This is a genomic window from Pseudoxanthomonas sp. 134C1 (assembly GCF_057773065.1).
The window spans coordinates 11,778-29,511 of sequence record NZ_JBYMTH010000006.1; the positions used below are offsets into that span (position 1 = coordinate 11,778).

Sequence of the window (17,734 nt, forward strand, 5' to 3'; positions counted from 1 at the left end):
TCCTCAGCGCACCGGATCGCGGTAGCGGGCGTCTTCCCTGCGGAAGAGGTCTTCGTCGAACTTGAATCGCAGGCGGATGAATGCGCCCTGCTGCGTGTACTCGTAACCGGTCAGGTCCTCGTCGCCGCGGAAACCGGTGGCGTTGTAACCGACCGACAGCCACAGGTTCTGCCGCAGCAGGCGGCCGACTTCCACGCCGAACGCATACTGGTTGGCGCCGTACTGGCCCCGGAACGTCGAGGCCAGCAGGCCGATGTCCCAGTTCTCGGTGATGTCGTAGACCACCCGGCCCGACAGCAGCACCGCGCGGAAGTCGTCGTCGACGCGACCGGTGTCGGCATAGAAGAAGCTGTCCTGCTGCCACTTCGCCGCCACCCGGCCGGTCAGCCACCACGGCCGCGACGGATGCCAGTCGGCGTGCGCGGACACGATGTGCGCGCTGGTGCGGATGTCCTGGCCGGTGTCGGACCCGAAACCGGAACCGTCCATGCCGCTTTCGTCCTTCTCCAGCTTGTACTCGTAGCGCGCCAGCGCGTTGATGCGGTTGGTGTCGGTATCGCGATAGGCCACGCCCACCTGGAACCGGTCCTGCAATACGTCGCCGCGCGCCGCGTAGGCGGTGCGCAGCAGGTAGTTGCGCGCCAGCACGGTCCAGTCGCGGTTGAGCTTGCGCGCCGCCAGGAACTGCAACAGCGTGGTGTGGTAGGCCTCGTCGGTCGGCGTGCCGGCGACGTCGTCGGAGATGCGGTGTTCCAGGCGGATGTTGCCGCGCCACAGCGGGTTGGCGCTGTAGTCCAGGGCGAACCCTATCCCGGTGGAGTCGCCGACGTTGCCGGAGATCACGTTGGTGTGCTCCAGCGAAGTGTCCAGACGCAGGCCTTCGCGCAGGTCCCAGCGATTGCGCATGCCCGATGCCGCCTGGATGTCGCGGCCGGCGATGGCATCGCGCAACCGGTACTCCGAGAACAGCTGGGTATCGCGCAGGAAGCTGGTGTCCACGCCGACGGCCACGGTGTCGGCCTCGCGGCCGTCCTGGGTCAGTCCATTGACGCCGCTGATGCCGGTCTGCTTCTCGTAGCGGCCATACAGGCGGCTGCGTTCGCGCAACTGGTAGTCCACGCCGAAAGCGACGCGGTTGCGGTCCTCGCCATGGATGTCCTGCTCCACTTCGCCGCCCAGGCTCAGGCGATCGCTGGCGCGGTAACCGACACCGAAGCGCAACATGTCCGAAGACAGCTCGGTGCCGACCGGCAAACCGCTGGCGACATCGTTGGGATTGCCGCTGTTGATGATCGGCAGGCCGGTCAACGGATCCAGCGGCTGCTGGCCATAGCCGAGCGCGCCGCCGCCGCTGCCGGTGGCGTAGCCCCCGGACAGGCCGCCGAGATTGCCGTAGCCGCTGTTGGTCGCCCAGGTGTAGTAGGCGCCGACGGTTTCGCGGATCGCGCGGTAGCCGAAATCCAGGGTCAGCTTGTCGGTGGCCTTGATGCGCGTGCCGATGCTGCCGGCATTGCGCTCGCCGCCGTCGGGATTGCGGTCCTCGCTGCGGAGACCCTCGGCGTACAGCTCGAAACGCTCGTTCAAGCGGTAACGCGTGGTGAGGCTGTACTCGCCGCGCCCGCCGTACAGCGGCGAGGCCGGATTGTTGAATTCCGGATCCGATTGGCCGGCGAACAGTTTCAGATCCGCTTTTTGGCCGACGTGTCCCAGTTCCACCCGCCAGGCGTTGCCCTCCACCAGTCCGCTCAGCCCCTGCAGCGCGGGCGTTCCGTACTGGTTGATGGAGTTGGTGTTGACCTCGCTGCGGGTGCGCGCGGCTTCGGCCACCAACCAGGTGTTTTCACCCAGGCGATAACCGACGTTGGCGCTGCCCATCTCGAAACTGGCGAACGGATTGCGGTCATCCACGTAGGAGCCGCCGATCTCGCCGTTCTTCCCGACCCGCAGCTGCGCGTCGCCGCCGACCACCCAGAACTTCTCGGTGCCCTGGTCCAGTTCATAGGTGATGCGCAGCGACACCGGGTTCAGATCGGCGTCGAACGACGGCAGGAAGCTGTTGAGCAGGATCCGTCCTGAGAACGGTTCGAAGCTGTAATCCACCAGCCGTCCCAACGGGCGCACCGAAACGATGCGCGAGGGCTGGTTGCGATCGCGCACCACCACCTCGACCCGCTCGCTGCCTTCCAGCACCGCGTTGTTGCGCAGGCCGTAGGGACCACTGCCCTGGCTGGGCAGTTCCTCGATCACCTGGCGCAACGAGTCCTCGATGGCGAACACGTTGCCGCGCGCCCGCTCGTTCTCGAAATGCCAGCCCAGGCCGGTCGCGGTGCGGTTATAGGTGCCCAGCACGCGTTGCGGGGCGCGCGAACCGAAGTCGACGCCGGTCTGGGTGGCGATGTTATCGCCGGTCTGGAAGTCGCCGTACAGCAGGTAGTTGCGCCCCTTGTCCACGCGCACGTACAGGCGCTCGGCCGAACGCGCGTCGAAACCGCGCAACGACGCATCGCCGTACACCGGGTAGAACTCTTCCGGCTGGATGTCGCGCAGCAGGCGCGCCCGCACGTCCTTGTCGGAATCGTACGCGGCGGTCAGCAGGTACTCGCCCTTGATCCGGCCCTTGACGAAGAACGCGGCGCGGGCGGCGCCGTTGGCCTTGCCGTTGTTGAACTGCTTCTCCCAGCGGCGGATTTCCCGTTCGAAACCATCGCCGCGGGTACTGCCGTCGATCAGGTTGTCCCCCTTGCGACGGAAGTTGATGACGCCCTCGATCAGGCCGGTCGCGATCATCTCGCGCATTTCCGGCACGAAACCGACCACGCCCTCGGCGGTCTCGCCGCCCGCGGTCACCCGCAGCAGCACGTCCTGCGGGTCGTGCGGCGCCAGCAGATCGAATTCGGCGCGGCCGTCGCGCACCGGCAACTGCACGCCGGGCGTGACCTTGTCGGCATCCAGGCGACCGGGGCCGAGTTCGTCGGTGCGGCCATCCGGCAGCTTGATGCGGCCGCCGGAGTTCTCGACGGTGGCGAAGGCCTCGCCGGCGAGCGGCTTGCCGTCCGCGCCGTACAGATGGACCACCACGTGCACCGGCGACTGGCCGTCGGCCGGCGCGCCATCGCGATCCACTTCCACCACCACCCTCTGCACACCGGCGTTGACGCGATAGTCGACGTTGCCGGGCTGCGCGAACAGCGGCTGCGAAGCGGTCTGCTGGCCCTGCGGCGATTGCGGGAACAGAGGCGCCGCCTGCCCCAGCACCGGCGTGAAGCGCTGATCACCGGAGACGTTCTGCGCCAGCGCCATGGCCGGCATCAGCACCAGCGACAGCGCCAGGCTCAGCGGTTTTCGGGAGAAAGGTTGGGAACGCATGGTCTTCCTGGCCTGGCGGACGCGGGCGGGACGCGGGGTGCGGCTCATGGCTGCACCTCCGTGCCGGCGGCGGGACTCGGGGCGGTCGGCCTCGGATCCACGATCGGCCGCTGGTTCGCCGAATCCGTGCCTTGTTGCGGACTGCGTGCCGGCTTGCTTTCGAAACGCAGCGGGGCCTGCCCGGCTTCGGTTTCCGGCGCGCGGATCTCGCCCTGGGTACGACGCGCCTTGACCTGTTCGATCACCGGATTGGAGCAGCTGCCTTCGATGAAGTCGGCGCGATGCAGCTCGCCGTTCTTGAGATCGATGAACAGGCTGTCGGCATCGCCGAGGTTGCGGTTGCTGCTGGTGGTCAGGCGCGAGCCGACCGGCAGCGTGGACGCGTCCACCTTCAGCGTGTGGCTCTTCGGCGGCAGACCGCAGTAGCTGTACTTGCCTTCCGAATCGCTGATCAGCCAGGTGCCGTCCTCGAAGTACATGCGCACGCCGGGGATGCCCAGCTCTTCCTTGTCCTGCACGTGGTTGACGTTGCAGTCCACGAACACCTTGCCGAGCACGCAGCCCTCGTCGGCGAACACGCCGCCGCTGACGATCACGCGGTACTCCGCCGGGTTGGAGGGCACGGTGCCGCCGTTCGGATACGGCGCCAGCGTGTTCGGATCCACGCAGCCGCCGGTGATCGAACAGCCCCAGGCGCGCGCGCGGTTGATGCCGTCGCCCTGCTGGCTGCCCACGCCCACCCGGACGCGGTAGCTCAGCACCTTCTGCGCGCCCACCGCCAGCGAACCGACGTCGAACACCAGGGTCGGACCGGGTTTGCCCAGCGGATCGGCGATGCCGCTGCCGTCCACCCGGGCGGTGCCGGCGATGAAGGTGAAGCCGTGCGGCAGGCGATCGACCACGTTCACCGTGCCCAGCGCCGCGCCGGCGGTCTGGCGGATGGTGATCGTGTAGACCAGGCTGTCGCCCACTTCCACGGTCTTGCGATCACCGGTCTTGGTGATGACCAGGCCCGGCGCGACCTGCGGATCCAGCGGGATGTGGTTGTGCACCGGCGCGGCCACGCCGGAACCCAGGTTGACCTCCAGGTAGTACGTGGTGCCGCTGCCCACCGGTGCGGTCGGCGCGGTCGCGTTGGTCTGCACCGGATGGCCCACGCCCGGCGTGGACGGCGGCGTCAGCGGCGAGGTTTCCGCCGGAATCATGCCGGACTGGAACGTGTAGCCCGCTGGCGGCACCACCGCGATCTGGAACCGGCACGATGCCGGCGCCGATGGCGCGAGCAGGAACTGGTAGAAGCCCTCCGTGCCCACGGTCATCGACACGCTGCTGCCTTCCACGCTGTAGCCACCGGACGCGGCGTTGAGCAGATGCGCTTCCGGCGAATAGCCGGCGCACACGCCCACCGGGGTCAGGGTGACCCGCGAGCCCGGCACCGGATTGCGGGTGACCGCGTCGTAGACCACGCCACCCGGATTCAACGGCAGGCTCTGCTGCGGCAGGTTCGCGCCCGGCGCCAGCACGACGGACAACTGGGTGTTGCCGCCTTCGCTGCTGCGGCAGGAACTGGCGGTGCCGTTGCCCATCGCGGTATCGGCATCGCAGGGCGCCGGCGGGCCAGCCGCGGTCTCGCCGCTGACCGGCCAGCCCCAGATCACGCCGGAGAACGGATCCCGGAAGCGAATCGACAAGCGCACGCCGGGAACCAGATCCGGCACCGCATAGCTGCCGTCCGCGGCGGTGGTGGTGGTGGCGATCACGCGTCCATCCGCATCCACCACTTCCACGGTCCAGCCGCCGAGGCGGCGATCGCCACCGTCGATCAGGCCGAAGTCGCTGCCCTGGTCGAACCACACCGTGCCGGAGACCGACGCGGCCAGTTGCACCGGCGTCGGCAGACGGCAGGCGTTTTGGGTGATGGCCGGATCGCAGACCGGCAGGTCGTCGACGTTGCCTTCGAAGTCGGCGCGCTCGTCCGGCGTCGGGGTGCGGAACTCGTTCTCGCCGCCGCCCTCGACCAGCACCGCGTTGTTCACCGGCGAGGCCGCCGCCGCGGTGGCGGCGACGCGCACGCGGGCGAGGATGGTGTCGATGGCGGTGGTACCGGCGGCGAGCACCGTGCTGCTGGCGCAACGGAAGCGGCTGTCGCCGGCCGCGCCGGTGCAGGTCCAGCCCGTGCCCACGGGCGTGGACTCCAGGGTCAGGCCGGCGGGCAGGCGGTCCTCCACCACGTATTCGCCGGCGCTCGGCTGCTGGCCGATGTTGCGCACGCGGATGGTGTAGGTACCGACGTTGTTGACGGTGAAGGTCGTCGGCGTGGCGGTCTTGCTCACCACCAGATCCGGCGAATCGCCGATCTCGCCGAAGTTGTTGTCGATCGACTGCCCGCCCGGCGGCAGCACGATGCCGCTGATGGCCGAGGGCGTGGTCGTGACCGGCGTGGCGGTACCCGTGGTGGTGCCGTCGATGGTGCCGGGCGTGGTGATGCCGTTGAGCGTTTCGGCCGGCTGCGTCGGCTCGGTCACCGTGTAGGTGCCCGGACGCAGATTCTCGAAGCGGTAGCGGCCCTCGCTGTCGGTGGTCACGGTGACGTTGACGGTTTCGCCGAGATCGTTGGTGCCGGTCAGCACGACCTGCACGTTCGGGAAGCCGCCCTCGCCCGTGTCGATGACGCCATTGTTGTTGCCGTCGTTGTAGACCCGGCCGGCGATGGTGCCGGCGGGAACCTCACCGAAGTCGTTGTCGCGGGCTTCCTCGCCCACGCCCAGGGTGATGCCGTCGATCACCGACGGCGCGGTGGTCGGCGGGGTCGCGGTGCCGCCACCGGTGCCCGGCACGGTGATGCCGTTGAGCGTGCCGGTCGGCTGCTCGGGTTCGGTGACGGTGTAGGTGCCCGGCGGCAGTTCGGTGAACGCATAGCCACCGTCCGGTTGGGTGGTGACTTCGCGGGTGATGGTGTTGCCGGCCAGATCGGTACCGGTCAGGCGCACCACCACCGAGCCGATGCCCTGCTCCGACGGGTCGATGACGCCGTCATTGTCCAGGTCGCGCCAGACCCGGCCGCTGATCGCGCTGTTGAGCGGGATTTCGCCGAACAGATTGTTCTCCGAGGCCGTGCCGGGCGTGGTCAGGTCAATCACGCTGATCGCGCTCGGCACGGTCGTGATCGGCGTGGCGGTGCCGGACGGCGTGCCGCCGACGGTACCGGCCATCGTCTGGCCATTGCTGGTTCCGGTCGGCTGCTGCGGTTCGGTCACCGTGTAGGTGCCCGGACGCAGGCCTTCGAAACGGAAATCGCCGTTGGCATCCGTGGTCGTGGTGAGGGTCACCGCCGCGCCGCTGTCGTCGGTGCCGGTGAGACGGAGGGTCACGCTTTCGATACCGGTTTCGCTGGCGCCGGCCTGCGCGCCGTCGTTGTTGGCGTCGAAGAACACCCGGCCGGAGACCGACACGCCCAGGGTTTCGCCGAAGTCGTTGCGCACGGAAGACTCGCCCGCCCCCAGCACGATGCCGGCCACCGCGCTGGGCACGGTGCCAGTGGCGGTGGCGGTGCCGGTGGTGACGCCGCCGACGTTGCCGGCCACGGTGATGCCGTTGAGGGTGGGCACGCCACCGACCACCGGCTGCTGCAACTGTTCGGTGACCGTGTAGGTCCCCGCCGGCAGATTGATGAATCGATAGTCGCCGTTGGCGTCGGTGATGACTTGCGTCACCGGATTGCCCAGCACGTCGAGCGTGCCGGCCGGCAGTGTCACCGCGACTCCGGCGATGCCGGCTTCACCCGCATCACGCACGCCATCGTTGTCGGCATCCAGCCAGACGCTGCCGCTGATGGTGGCGGCCAGTTCGCCGAAGTTGTGGTTGCTGGATCCGGTCTGCGGCAGTTGGGTGATGTTGATGACGTTGCTGGTGTTTTCCTGGCCATTGGCCAGGCCGGTGGGCTGCTGTTCGGTGATGCGGTAGTTCTGTCCGGCGATGGCGTCCGGATACAGATAGCCGCCATTGACGTCGGTGGTCAGGGTTTCGCGGGTATCGTCGCCGTTGCCGAACACACCGTCCGGACCGGCGCCTTCGATGACGATCCGCACGCCCGGCAGGCCGGGTTCTCCACTGTCCTGGGTACCGTCGTCGTCGTGATCCAGGTAGACGCGGCCGCTGATCGCCGCGGTGGTCAGCTCACCGAAGTTGAACTGGATACCGTTGCCGGTCAGATCGATGTCCTCGATGGTGTCGGTGCCGTTGCCGGAGGCGCTGGTACGTGGTGCACAACCCGCGCACGGCGTGCCGGCGATGGTGCCCGGATTGATCGCCAGCGGCTGGTTGCGGTAGCCGCCCGGCAACGGTTCGCGCACGGCATACCTGCGCGCCGGGCTCAGGCCGGTGAACTGGTAGCTGCCGTCGGTATCGGTGGTCGTGTCCGCCGCGAAGACGTAGGACGAGGAGGCCGTGTCCCAGACCAGCAGCTCGACCGTGGCGCCCGGAATCGGCGCATCGGTACTCGCGTCGCGCACATTGTTGTTGTTGAGATCGACGTAGACGAAACCGGACAGCGAGAACAGGCGCGGCTCCGGGAAATCGAACTCCACGCCATTGCCGCCGCTGCCCAGGACGATGCCGCCGATCACGCTGTTGCCGGCGGTATTGCTGGCCGTGTAGTCGGCGCCGGCGGGGGTGACGCCGGTGCTGATGCCATTGCGTTGCGGGCGCGGCCGGTTGGGCTGCGGCAGGCCGTTGTCGTAACCGGCCGGCTGGGTCTGGGTGATGGTGTAACCGGCCGCGTCGGCCGGCGCCAGGCCGGTGAACTGATAGTCACCAGTAGCATTCGTGGTGATCGAACGGTTGACCGGATTGCCGTAGCGATCCGTGCCGGTCAGCACCAGGGTGACGCCGGCGATGCCCTGATCGGCGCCGGCGCCGGTACCATCCTGATCGCCGTTGTCGTTGCGATCCAGGAACACGCGGCCGCCGATGCGCGCGTTGCGCACCTGCACTTCCGAACTGCCGTTGTTGTTGGCGGGATTGCCGTCGATCGACACGTCGCCGCCATCCGCGTCCTTGCCCGGCTGGACCTGGGCCTCGTTGGTGCGATTGGTGTCGAAGGGTGCGGCCGCGGAGCCGTCGTAGACACCGGGCACGGCTCGCGCGTACAGGCGCACCGTGACCGTATTGCCCGCGCCACCCGGGAACGTGCCACCAAAATCACAGGTGATCTGCTGGCGTTGCGCGGGTGCGGTGACGCTCGTGACCCCATTGGAGATGAAGCAGACATTGTCGCTGCCCGCCGCCGGCACCGAGGCCGACACCGCCAGCGGACCGGACAACGCCGCCGCGCCACTCGCCGACGCGACCGGCGCCTGCGCGCCGCCGGACAGCCACTCGAAGCCGCTGGGCAGCTGGTCGACCAGGCGCATCTTCTCGACCATGGCCGCGCCGTTGTTGCGCAGGACGATGCTGTATTCGATCGGCTGGGCGACATCCACCGGCGACGGCGTCACCGTGGTCTTGCTGACCAGTTCCAGATCCGCGGACGGGAAGATCGTGCTGTTGACCGAGGCGATGTTGTTGCCGGCCTGGGTCACGTCATCGGTGCATCGACCGGAGCTTTCGTAGGTATTGGTCTCGTCGGCGCACACATAGGCGCGGTTGCCGAACACCACCGGACCGGTAGCGGTGCCGTTCAACGTCATGACCACTTCGAAGTTCACTTCCTGGCCCGCGTCCAGGAAGCTGTCGGCCGGGGTCGCGCCCAGTCGGCAGATGACGTTGGCGTTGGCCGCGGACTGGCTGCACTGCACCGGCTTGGATACCAGCGAGTATCCGACGCTGGCGGCGGCCGCGTTGATGTTGGCCGCGTTGCCGCTCTGCTGGAGGGTGAAACCGGGCGGCACCGTGAGGATGTCGGTCATCTCCACTTCCTCGGCGCGCGAGGGACCGGCATTGCGGATGCTGAAGCGGTAACGCAGCGGGTCGTCCAGCGTGAAGCGGGTCTGGCCGGCCGGATAGACCGCCACCTTGCCCTGCTGCAGATCGATGGCCGGCACGGTCACGTCGAAGGTGGCCGTCTTGCTGTTGTTGGAGCGCGCGGCGGCGTCGTTGCAGGCGCTGGACTGCTGCACCGGTGTGGTCGACGTCTCGGTGCGGTACTCGCAGTAGGCCGGATTGACGGTCACGCCGGCCGTGTTGGTCGCGCCGGGATACAGCACGCTGCCGGAAGCGCCGGACAGGTTGCCGGGCTTCTTGATGCGGGCGCGGATGGTGATCGTGTGGGTTTCGTACCGCGCGACGGTGCCGGTGTTGGTACAGGAGATCGCGCCAGTCGAGTAATTGCTGGCCGCACAACTCATTGCGCCGGTCGCCGGCGTCACGTCGACGATCTCGTAGGCCGGATCAACGAGCGTCGGCGTGCCGGTGAACAGGTTGTCGGTGATGGTGAACCCACCCGCAGGAATGGGATCCGGCCCCAGGTTCTGCGCGGTGAGGGTGAAGCCCATCACCTGCCCCACCGCCGGCGTCGTCGGATTCGCGACCTTGGTGGTCAGCGCGACGTCCACACGCGGCGTCACCACGACGCGGGCGTCGTCCTGCATGGTGCCGCTGAGGATGGCGTTGGGCGAAGTCAGGGTCGCGATGTTGTCCAGGTTGCCGCTGCTCACCGGGCGCGATACCGCCAACTGCACGACGATGGTTTCGCCGGCCGGCACGTTGTTGAACGTACAGGCCAGGTTGGGGTTGCCCGAGGCCAACGAGGCCGGGCAACTGCCGGTCGCGCCGCCCGCGATGCTGGTCGTGATCGATACGGCCGGCGTGCGATGCGCCGGCGCCGGAGCGCCGGGACTGTTGAAGTTGATGATGCCGGGCAGATTGTCGACCAGTCGCAGGGTCGGGATCGTCTGCTGCGCCGGGTTCACCGCGGTGGTCGGGGTGGTGATGGTGATGCGCCAGTACAGCGTATTGGCGTCACCCGCCAGGGTCGGCCCGCTGGCGAGCGGGTCGAACCAGGCCAGATTGTCGACCGAGGACTCCTTGACCACCTTGACCGCTGCGTTGCCGCTGATGATCGGCGTGGCGTTCAAGCCGCTGCCGGCGTCGTCGCAGTCGTTGCCGGTGCGGCCGCCATCGGCGGGGCTCGGGCCATCGTTGGCGTTCAGGCCCAGCGCATCCAGCGCCCGGGTGCCGGTACAGGCGCGATTGCTCAACTCGATGGGCGTGCTGCCGAGCGCGCCGACGGTGGTGCGGAACTGCACCTGGGTGCTGGCGCCGCGCGCCAGCACGCCATCGGCCGTGGTCTGGCAATCGATCCGGGTCGTGCGGCTGCTGTCGCCGACAAAGGCCGGCGGCGTGACCCCCGGTGTCGCCGAACACGTCCAGCCCGCGGTGATCGTGGTGACCAGTCCGCCCGCCACTTCTTCCGGCCGCGCGTAGTCGACCACGCGCAGCGGCCTGGCGGTCGTGTAGGTGGCATCGTGGGTGCTGCCGCTGTCGTTGGTCACCGTCACCGTCGTCGTGATGGCGGCTCCCGGCGCGACCGGGCCGCTGCTGGGATTCTTCGCCTTGTCGGCGCGCAGATCGGCGAAGGGATCGGCGACCTGGAACGGCAGCAGCACGCTGTTGTTGCCCAGATTGGCATCGCCCATGCCCGCGGGTGGCTCGACCACGACCGGGAACTGGCCGTCGGTGGCGCTGGCCGGCATCGTCAGTGGCAGCGTGAACGGCTGCGAGTTGTTCACCGCCACCGTGCCGGTGGTGCAGGTCACCCGGGTGCCGGTGTAGGTGTTGCCCCCCACCGTCAGCGACTGGCCCGGCTGCGCGGTGCAGCCCGGAGGCAACGTACCGATGCCGAATCCGTTCGGAATGATCGTGCTCACGGTGCCGCCGGTCGACGGCTGCGGTCCGTTGTTGCGGAAACGGATCACCAGGTTCTGCGCCGCGTTGGTCGCTTGGTAGCTGGCCGGAAAGGTGCCCTGCGCCTGGATGTCGGTGCCCGGCACCGCGGTATACGGGACGTTGGCGTCGTTGTTGCTGCTGTCGGTGTCCAGGTAGCTGGCGTTGGCCGAGGCGATCGACGCTTCGTTGGTGAACGAGCCGTTGGTCCCCTGGGTACCGATCACCGTGATCCTGCTGGCATTGAGATCGGCCAGCGTGAAAGGACCGCTGTAGGTGCAGGTCAGCCGGCGCGTGCTGTTGGCGTTGGCGACCGTGTTGCAGGTGGGGGTCAACGGGCCGGCGAACGTGCGGCCGGTGAGATTGAAGTCGGTGCTGGTGCCCGGCAGGTTGTCGGTGACGATGATCGAAGCGCCGGCGGGCACGTTGGTGCCGCTGCCGATGCCGGGAGAGAGCTGGAATTGCACCTGGCTGCCCGATACCACGGGACCGGCCGCGGGCGTCGTCCGGGTCTTGTCCACCCGCAGATCGCCGCTGTTGCGCACTTCCGCCGACACCGTCGCCGGCGGCGGCGCGGTACCGGTGGCGGTCAGGTTGAAGCCGCCGACGTTTTGTCCGCGTACCTGGAAGGAGATCGTGCCGCTGGCGCCCGTGGTGCCGTCCGGCACCGCGCACACCAGGTTGGGGGCGGTGTAGGTGCAGCCGGCCGGCAGGTTGGCCGGTTCCACCATCAGCTGGCTGGGAATCAGGATGCTGACCGTGTCGCCCGTCGTGTTCGACGTGCGCGACCAGTGCACGTCGATCTCGGCGGTCATGCCCAGGCCGATGTCCGGCGGCGCGTCGACCGAGGTGGCCACCACCGCGGCCTGCGCCACGGGCGCCAGCAGCATCGCCAGCAAAGCGCCCCAGTGGGAAACACGTGTCGCGCGGGTCGCCGGTTTCCGGCTCCGGTGCTCCGCACAAAACCCAGCCGCCAGCGACACGCCGCCGGCGTTCGCCTTCTCGTCCTGCTTGTACACGCGTTTCCCCTGTTCCGTTTCGCCGCGTGGGGGCGGCGGTTTCGCCACCGCGAACGAACGCCGCCGCATCGCAGCCGGAACAGCCGCAACGGAAGAATTCTTCGGATGGTGTTTTGGCCCCACCGGTCCTGGTGGTGCCGGAAGGTACATGTGAAGAGCATGTACACACCGGCGGGCGCGTGCAGTCTAATGTGTGACTTTAGTCACCGCAATAACGAAACTTCACCCACACTTTCATTGGCTCTCGGTCGCTCTCTCACCAGCAGATCTGGCAATCGTCAGCCCGCCTCGCCCAGCCACAGATAGCCGCTGCCGCGCACCGCGCGCAGCGGCAGTTCGCGCCCGGTCTGCTTCTTCACCCGCGTCCGCAAGCGATGCAGCAGGACTTCCAGCCGGTGCGGATCGAATCCATCCGGGTCATCGGTGAGGCCCTGGATCAACGTATCCCGATCGACCGTCCGCCCCGCCTGCGCCAGCAGCGGTTGCAGGAACGCGCGCTCGCCTTCGGCCAGCAGCAGTTCCAGACCATCCGGCGCGCGCAGCTTCCAGCCGCCGGCGGTCAATGACCACACCGGCGTCGGTTCGGATGTGGCGGCCGCGCGGCTCGTCATCGACATCCGGCGCCGCAGGCTGTCGATGCCCGCGGCGAGCACATCCATATCCACCGGCTTGACCAGATACATGTCCGCACCGGTGCTGAGGCCGCGCGCCATGTCGTCGCTCCTTCCGCGCGCGGTCAGCATCACGATGCCGACCGAGGCGATCTGGCGCAGGTGGCGGGCGACCGCATAGCCATCTTCGCCAGGGAGCCCGATATCCAGCAGCACGATGTCGCACGCCTGCACGGCCAGGTGCCGGTAGAGCGCTTCGGCGCTGGCGAAACCCGAGGCCTCGAAGCCACGCTCGCTCAGTTCCGAAACGATCAATTCGCGGAGTTCATCATCGTCTTCCGTCACCGCGATGCGGGCGGGCGTCAGGGTGGCTTCGGACATGGCGTCAAGCGCGTGGGTGCCTGGATTTCGTGATCTTGATTACGCTTGCAGCATATCGGATTCGTAGTGAGAACGGTTGCCGATCGCCTGTTCCTCGGGGCACGGCGCCAAAGGCTCTCGAATACTCTCTCAATCTCTCCATGGACAACGCCGTGGCGGATGTCACCCAAACAAAATGCCCGTCCTGGGGACGGGCATTCCGTTCGGCACCGCGATGGGGCCGGACTCAATCCTTCCAGGTCTTCCGGATCGGATGGGCCTCGGTGTTGAACACCACCGCGTCGAAGTCCAGCGCGGTCTTGGGCGCGAACAGCAGGTAGTAGTACTTGAAGGTCTCGGCGAACAGGAAGCTCTCCATCGAGTCGTTCTTCTCCTTGCTGCGTACGTCCTTCAGCGCGGCGAAGCCGTGCTCGGTGCGGGTGTGGCGCACGAAGTCCTCGAAGAACTCCTTGCCCATGCCGCGGTAGCGCGCGTCGCCGGTGTAGTGATGCAGGTAGTACGCCGACTCGACGATCTCCGGGCGCAGCGGATAGCCCGGCGAAGTGACTTCCATCTTGGCGTAGTCGATCGCCTCCGGCTCGATGCCGTGCAGACGCCACATCTTCAGGCCGGATTCCTGCAGGCGCTTGGCGCGCTCCAGGTCACCGCCGAACGCGAGCAGGCCCGGCATGAACGCGTCCAGCGCACCGTAGGTGGTCTGGGTGCGCTTGCCGGTATTCATGTCGGTGTAGCCGTACCACAGCTCGCCCTCGCGCACTTCATCGGCGAGGTATTGATTGATCGGACCGATGCTTTCGTCCCACATGCGTTTGCAGTCGGCATCGCCGAACAGCTTCCAGCATTTGAACAGGTACTCGTAGTACGAATCGATGCCACCGGCGATGTGGCTGGTCGGGTTGGTCCACTCGCCGGTCTCGACGTCGATGTTCAGACCGACCAGGCCGATCCTGGAACGGCGATTGAAGGTCTCGGTCAGCGCACGCTTGGCCTTGTCGTAATAGATCGGGTTGCCGGTCAGCTTGCTCAGCGCGCCGAACTCGATCAGCAAGGTGCCGGTCTCGGCCGGATTGCTCACGGTGCCGCGGACCTTGCCGGTGCGCAGGTTGACGTGGGTGTACGGCAGCCCGGTCTTGCTCTCGAACACCGGCAGCAGGCGCTTGCCCAGATCCTCGGCCAGCTTGAGCAGGCGCTCGTCGCCGCTGAGCTGGTAGCCGGATATCAACCCGCCCAGCAGGCGGATGGTGATCTCGAAGTTCTGCACGTACATGTCGTGATCGAACGAGAGCTGGGTGGCGATCAGTTCGCGTGCTTCCGCCGCTTCCTTGTCCAGGCCCAGCAGGATCAGCGTGTCCAGCGCATCGACCGGCGACATCAGCAGCGACTTCTCGTACCAGTCGCGCGGCTGGCCGCTGATCGGCTTCAGATCATCGTGCCCCTTGGCGAACTGCATGTAGCCCTGCCAGGCGTGGCGGGTCTCGGCCTTGACCTGTTCGGCCAGGCGCGCGGCCTCGGCCTCGTCCACCGCCGGCACTTCCGCATTCGCGGCCTTCGCCGCCGGTGCCGGCGCTTCGGTTGCCGCGGGTGCGGCCGTTTCGGCCGCCGGTTTCCGGCTGCAGGCGGTGCCGGCCACCAGGGTCAATGCCATCACCACCGCGCCAGCCAGGCGCTGGCCACGCAGGGCGCGACGGAGGGAATTCGTCGGGTTCGATACGTCGTGCATGGGAGTTCCTCTTTGCGGAAAACGTCAGGGGGCCGGCGCGGACATCGCATCGGCGAGGGATTGCAGGGTCAGCGCCTTGCGCAGCGCCGCCGCGTCGGTCTTCGAAGACACGCGCAGGCTGACGGCTTCGCCCGGCAGCAGATCCAGCGCGTTGTCGGACAACGTCGCGTCGAGATCGCCGAAGTCCAGCCACAGCGCACGCACGAACACCGGCGAACGCAGGGTCAGGCGATAACCGTCGCCGTCGCCGTCGCCGTCGGCGGCCAGGTCGGTGTCGATGCGCGGCGCCGGCAGACGCAGATCCTTCGGCGCGGTGAAGTAGACCAGTCCGCGCGAAACCGTCTCGCCGCCGCGAACCAGATCGAACACCGCGAAGGTGCGCGCGGGATCCGCGCCGTCCAGCAGTTCGGCGTCGCGGAACTCGCCGGCCGGCGTGGCCGCCAGCGCCGCGAGCGTGGCCGGCTGGCGGCGTTCCTTCAGCACGCGGCCATCGAAATCCATCACCCGCAGGCGCCATTCGGCGTCCGTCTGCATGGTCAGGTCGGACAGCAGCGACAACCGGGTCACGCCCTCCTTGCGCAGTGCCGCGATCGCCAGCGGCGCGAAGAAGCGGCGCGCGTGGAAGTTCAGCGGCTTCCAGCGTCCGTGGAAATCCACGCTCGACCACGACGCGCCCGGCCATACATCGTTGAGCTGCCAATACAGCGACCCCATCGTGTACGGCCGCGAGGCGCGGTGATGCAGCGCGGCCAGTTCGATGCCGTCGGCCTGCATCACCCGGCTCAGGTAGACGAAGCCGGGGAAATCGCGCGGCTTGCCGTACTCGCGTTCGATGTACAGCGACAGGCGGGTATTGCCCTCCCCGGCCAGGAACTTCTGGTGCGCCTTGATCACCGGACTGTCGACCGCCTGCTCTTCCGGCTTGGCGAAGCTGGCGATCGTGCGCATGTCCGGCCACGCCTGCAGGCCGAACTCCGACATGAAGCGCGGGGTTTCATCCAGGTAAGCCTGCACCGGCTTGGAACCGGCCCAGACGTCCCAGTAGTGTTTGTCGCCCTTGCGCGAATCGTTGGCCTTCTCGTCCAGATCGTTGCTGGGCGAGCTGGACCAGTACGGCACGCCCAGCCCCTGCTCGCCCACCACCTGGCGCAGGTCCTGTCCGAACAGCGCGACGTAGCCTTGCCAGACCTTGTCGGCGAACACCGGATCCGCCGCGACCAGTTGCTTGCGGTGGCCCCAGTCCTTCCACGCCGTCTCTTCCTCGTTGTTGCCGCACCACAGCACGATGCTGGGGTGGTGGCGCAGACGGCGGATGTTGTCGCGCGCCTCGGCCACCACGTTGGCGCGGAACACCGGGTCGTAACCGGGCTGCATGCCGCCGCCGAACATGAAGTCCTGCCAGACCAGCAGACCGAGCTCGTCGGCGATCTCGAAGAACACATCATCCTCGTAGTAACCGCCGCCCCAGTTGCGCAGCATGTTCATGTTGGCGTCGCGCGCTGCGGTCAGCGCCACCCGCAGGCGCTTCTCGTCTGCACGCGGCGGGAAGGCGTCGAACGGAATGACGTTGGCGCCCTTGGCGAACACCGGCACACCGTTGATCACGAAGGCGAAGCCCTGGCCTTGCCCGTCCGCGTCGACGTCGCGCTTGAGTACGATCGTGCGCAGGCCGGTGCGGCGCTCGCTGCTCGCCTGCCCGCCCTTGGCCTTCACGGTGGCGCGGAAGGTATAGCGCGCCTGTTCGCCGTAGCCGACCGGCCACCAGCGACGCGGTTTGGGCAGGCTCACTTCCACCGTCACCGGCTGGACACCGGCGGTCAGCGCGGCCTTGCGACGCAGGATGTCGACGCGACGCCCCTCCGGATCCCGCACTTCGATTTCCACGTCGGCGGAGGTGGCGCGGGCGGCATCCACTTCCACCAGCACCGACAGCCGTGCCTGTCGCTCGTCCAGCGCATCGGTGCGTACCGCCAGATCGGTGATGCGCAGATCATTCCAGCTCTCCAGCCGGATCGGCCGCCAGATGCCGGCGGTCACGTAGCGCGGACCCCAGTCCCAGCCGAAGTGATAACCGGGCTTGCGCACGAAGTTGCCGACCATCGCGTCCTTCGGCTCGTCGCCATGGGGCGAAGGATAGTTGCCGGCGATCTTGTGCGGCATCGCCTGCACCTTCGGCAGCAGCGTGCGGATCGGCGAACGGAACACCACCCGCAGTTCATTGCCGCTCGCCTTCAGGCGGCCATCCACGCGTGCGCGCCAGGTGCGGTGGCTGTTGTCCGCCTTCAGCAGCGGCTGGCCGTTGAGCTCGACCTCGGCGAACGTGTCCAGCCCCTCGAACACCAGTTCGGCATGCGGGCGCGCCAAGGTGGCGGCATCGACGTCGAAGCGGCCCAGGTACTCCCAGTCGGCGAGGCCGATCCATTGCAGTCCGGCTTCCGGCGCGCCGACATAGGGATCCGGAATCACGCCGTTGGCGAACAGATCGGTATGGACCGTACCCGGCACCGCGGCCTTCGCCCATGCGGCGGCCTGCGGATGCGCCGGGAGCTGGGCATCGCCGGGCAGCAGGCGGAAGCGCCAATCGGCGGTGACCGCCTGCGATTGCGCGGCGGGCCGCGCGACAGCTGTCGCGGCCAGCAGCAACCAGCCGAGGCAGAACGCCACCCGCAACCAGGCGGGAACGACAGCGGCGATACGGTGGACTCTCATGAACTCGCTCCTCCTCTTTGACCGACGCGGTTCCTTGCCATGACGGA

Annotated in this window: 5 protein-coding genes; all 5 read right to left on the bottom strand. The window is 67.8% G+C overall.

The annotated features are described in order from the left end of the window. Positions 1–3 precede the first annotated feature (3 nt). A complete protein-coding gene (locus tag AC3DEZ_RS12565; protein WP_488388516.1) occupies positions 4–3,414 on the bottom strand; it encodes an Ig-like domain-containing protein in 3,411 nt (1,136 codons plus the stop codon). Next, entirely contained in the window at positions 3,411–12,266 is an 8,856-nt protein-coding gene (locus tag AC3DEZ_RS12570) for an SdrD B-like domain-containing protein (RefSeq protein ID WP_488388517.1), read from the bottom strand. The genes AC3DEZ_RS12565 and AC3DEZ_RS12570 overlap by 4 nt, the downstream gene beginning before the upstream one ends. Before the next feature lie 278 nt (positions 12,267–12,544). Continuing rightward, complete coding sequence (locus AC3DEZ_RS12575; protein WP_488388518.1) at positions 12,545–13,258, bottom strand: response regulator transcription factor; 714 nt, start codon at positions 13,256–13,258, stop codon at positions 12,545–12,547. 226 nt (positions 13,259–13,484) lie between these two features. Further along, entirely contained in the window at positions 13,485–14,978 is a 1,494-nt protein-coding gene (locus AC3DEZ_RS12580) for a glycoside hydrolase family 47 protein (RefSeq protein ID WP_488388519.1), read from the bottom strand. Positions 14,979–15,002: 24 nt separating this feature from the next. Beyond that, positions 15,003–17,687, bottom strand: coding sequence for a beta-mannosidase (locus AC3DEZ_RS12585; protein ID WP_488388520.1), 2,685 nt, complete (start codon positions 17,685–17,687; stop codon positions 15,003–15,005). Between the last annotated feature and the right edge of the window lie 47 nt (positions 17,688–17,734).

Coding starts and splice junctions, on each gene's coding strand:
- AC3DEZ_RS12580 (WP_488388519.1), bottom strand. CDS start 14,978: ATGCACGACGTATCGAACCCGACGAATTCCCTCCGTCGCGCCCTGCGT.
- AC3DEZ_RS12585 (WP_488388520.1), bottom strand. CDS start 17,687: ATGAGAGTCCACCGTATCGCCGCTGTCGTTCCCGCCTGGTTGCGGGTG.
- AC3DEZ_RS12575 (WP_488388518.1), bottom strand. CDS start 13,258: ATGTCCGAAGCCACCCTGACGCCCGCCCGCATCGCGGTGACGGAAGAC.
- AC3DEZ_RS12565 (WP_488388516.1), bottom strand. CDS start 3,414: ATGAGCCGCACCCCGCGTCCCGCCCGCGTCCGCCAGGCCAGGAAGACC.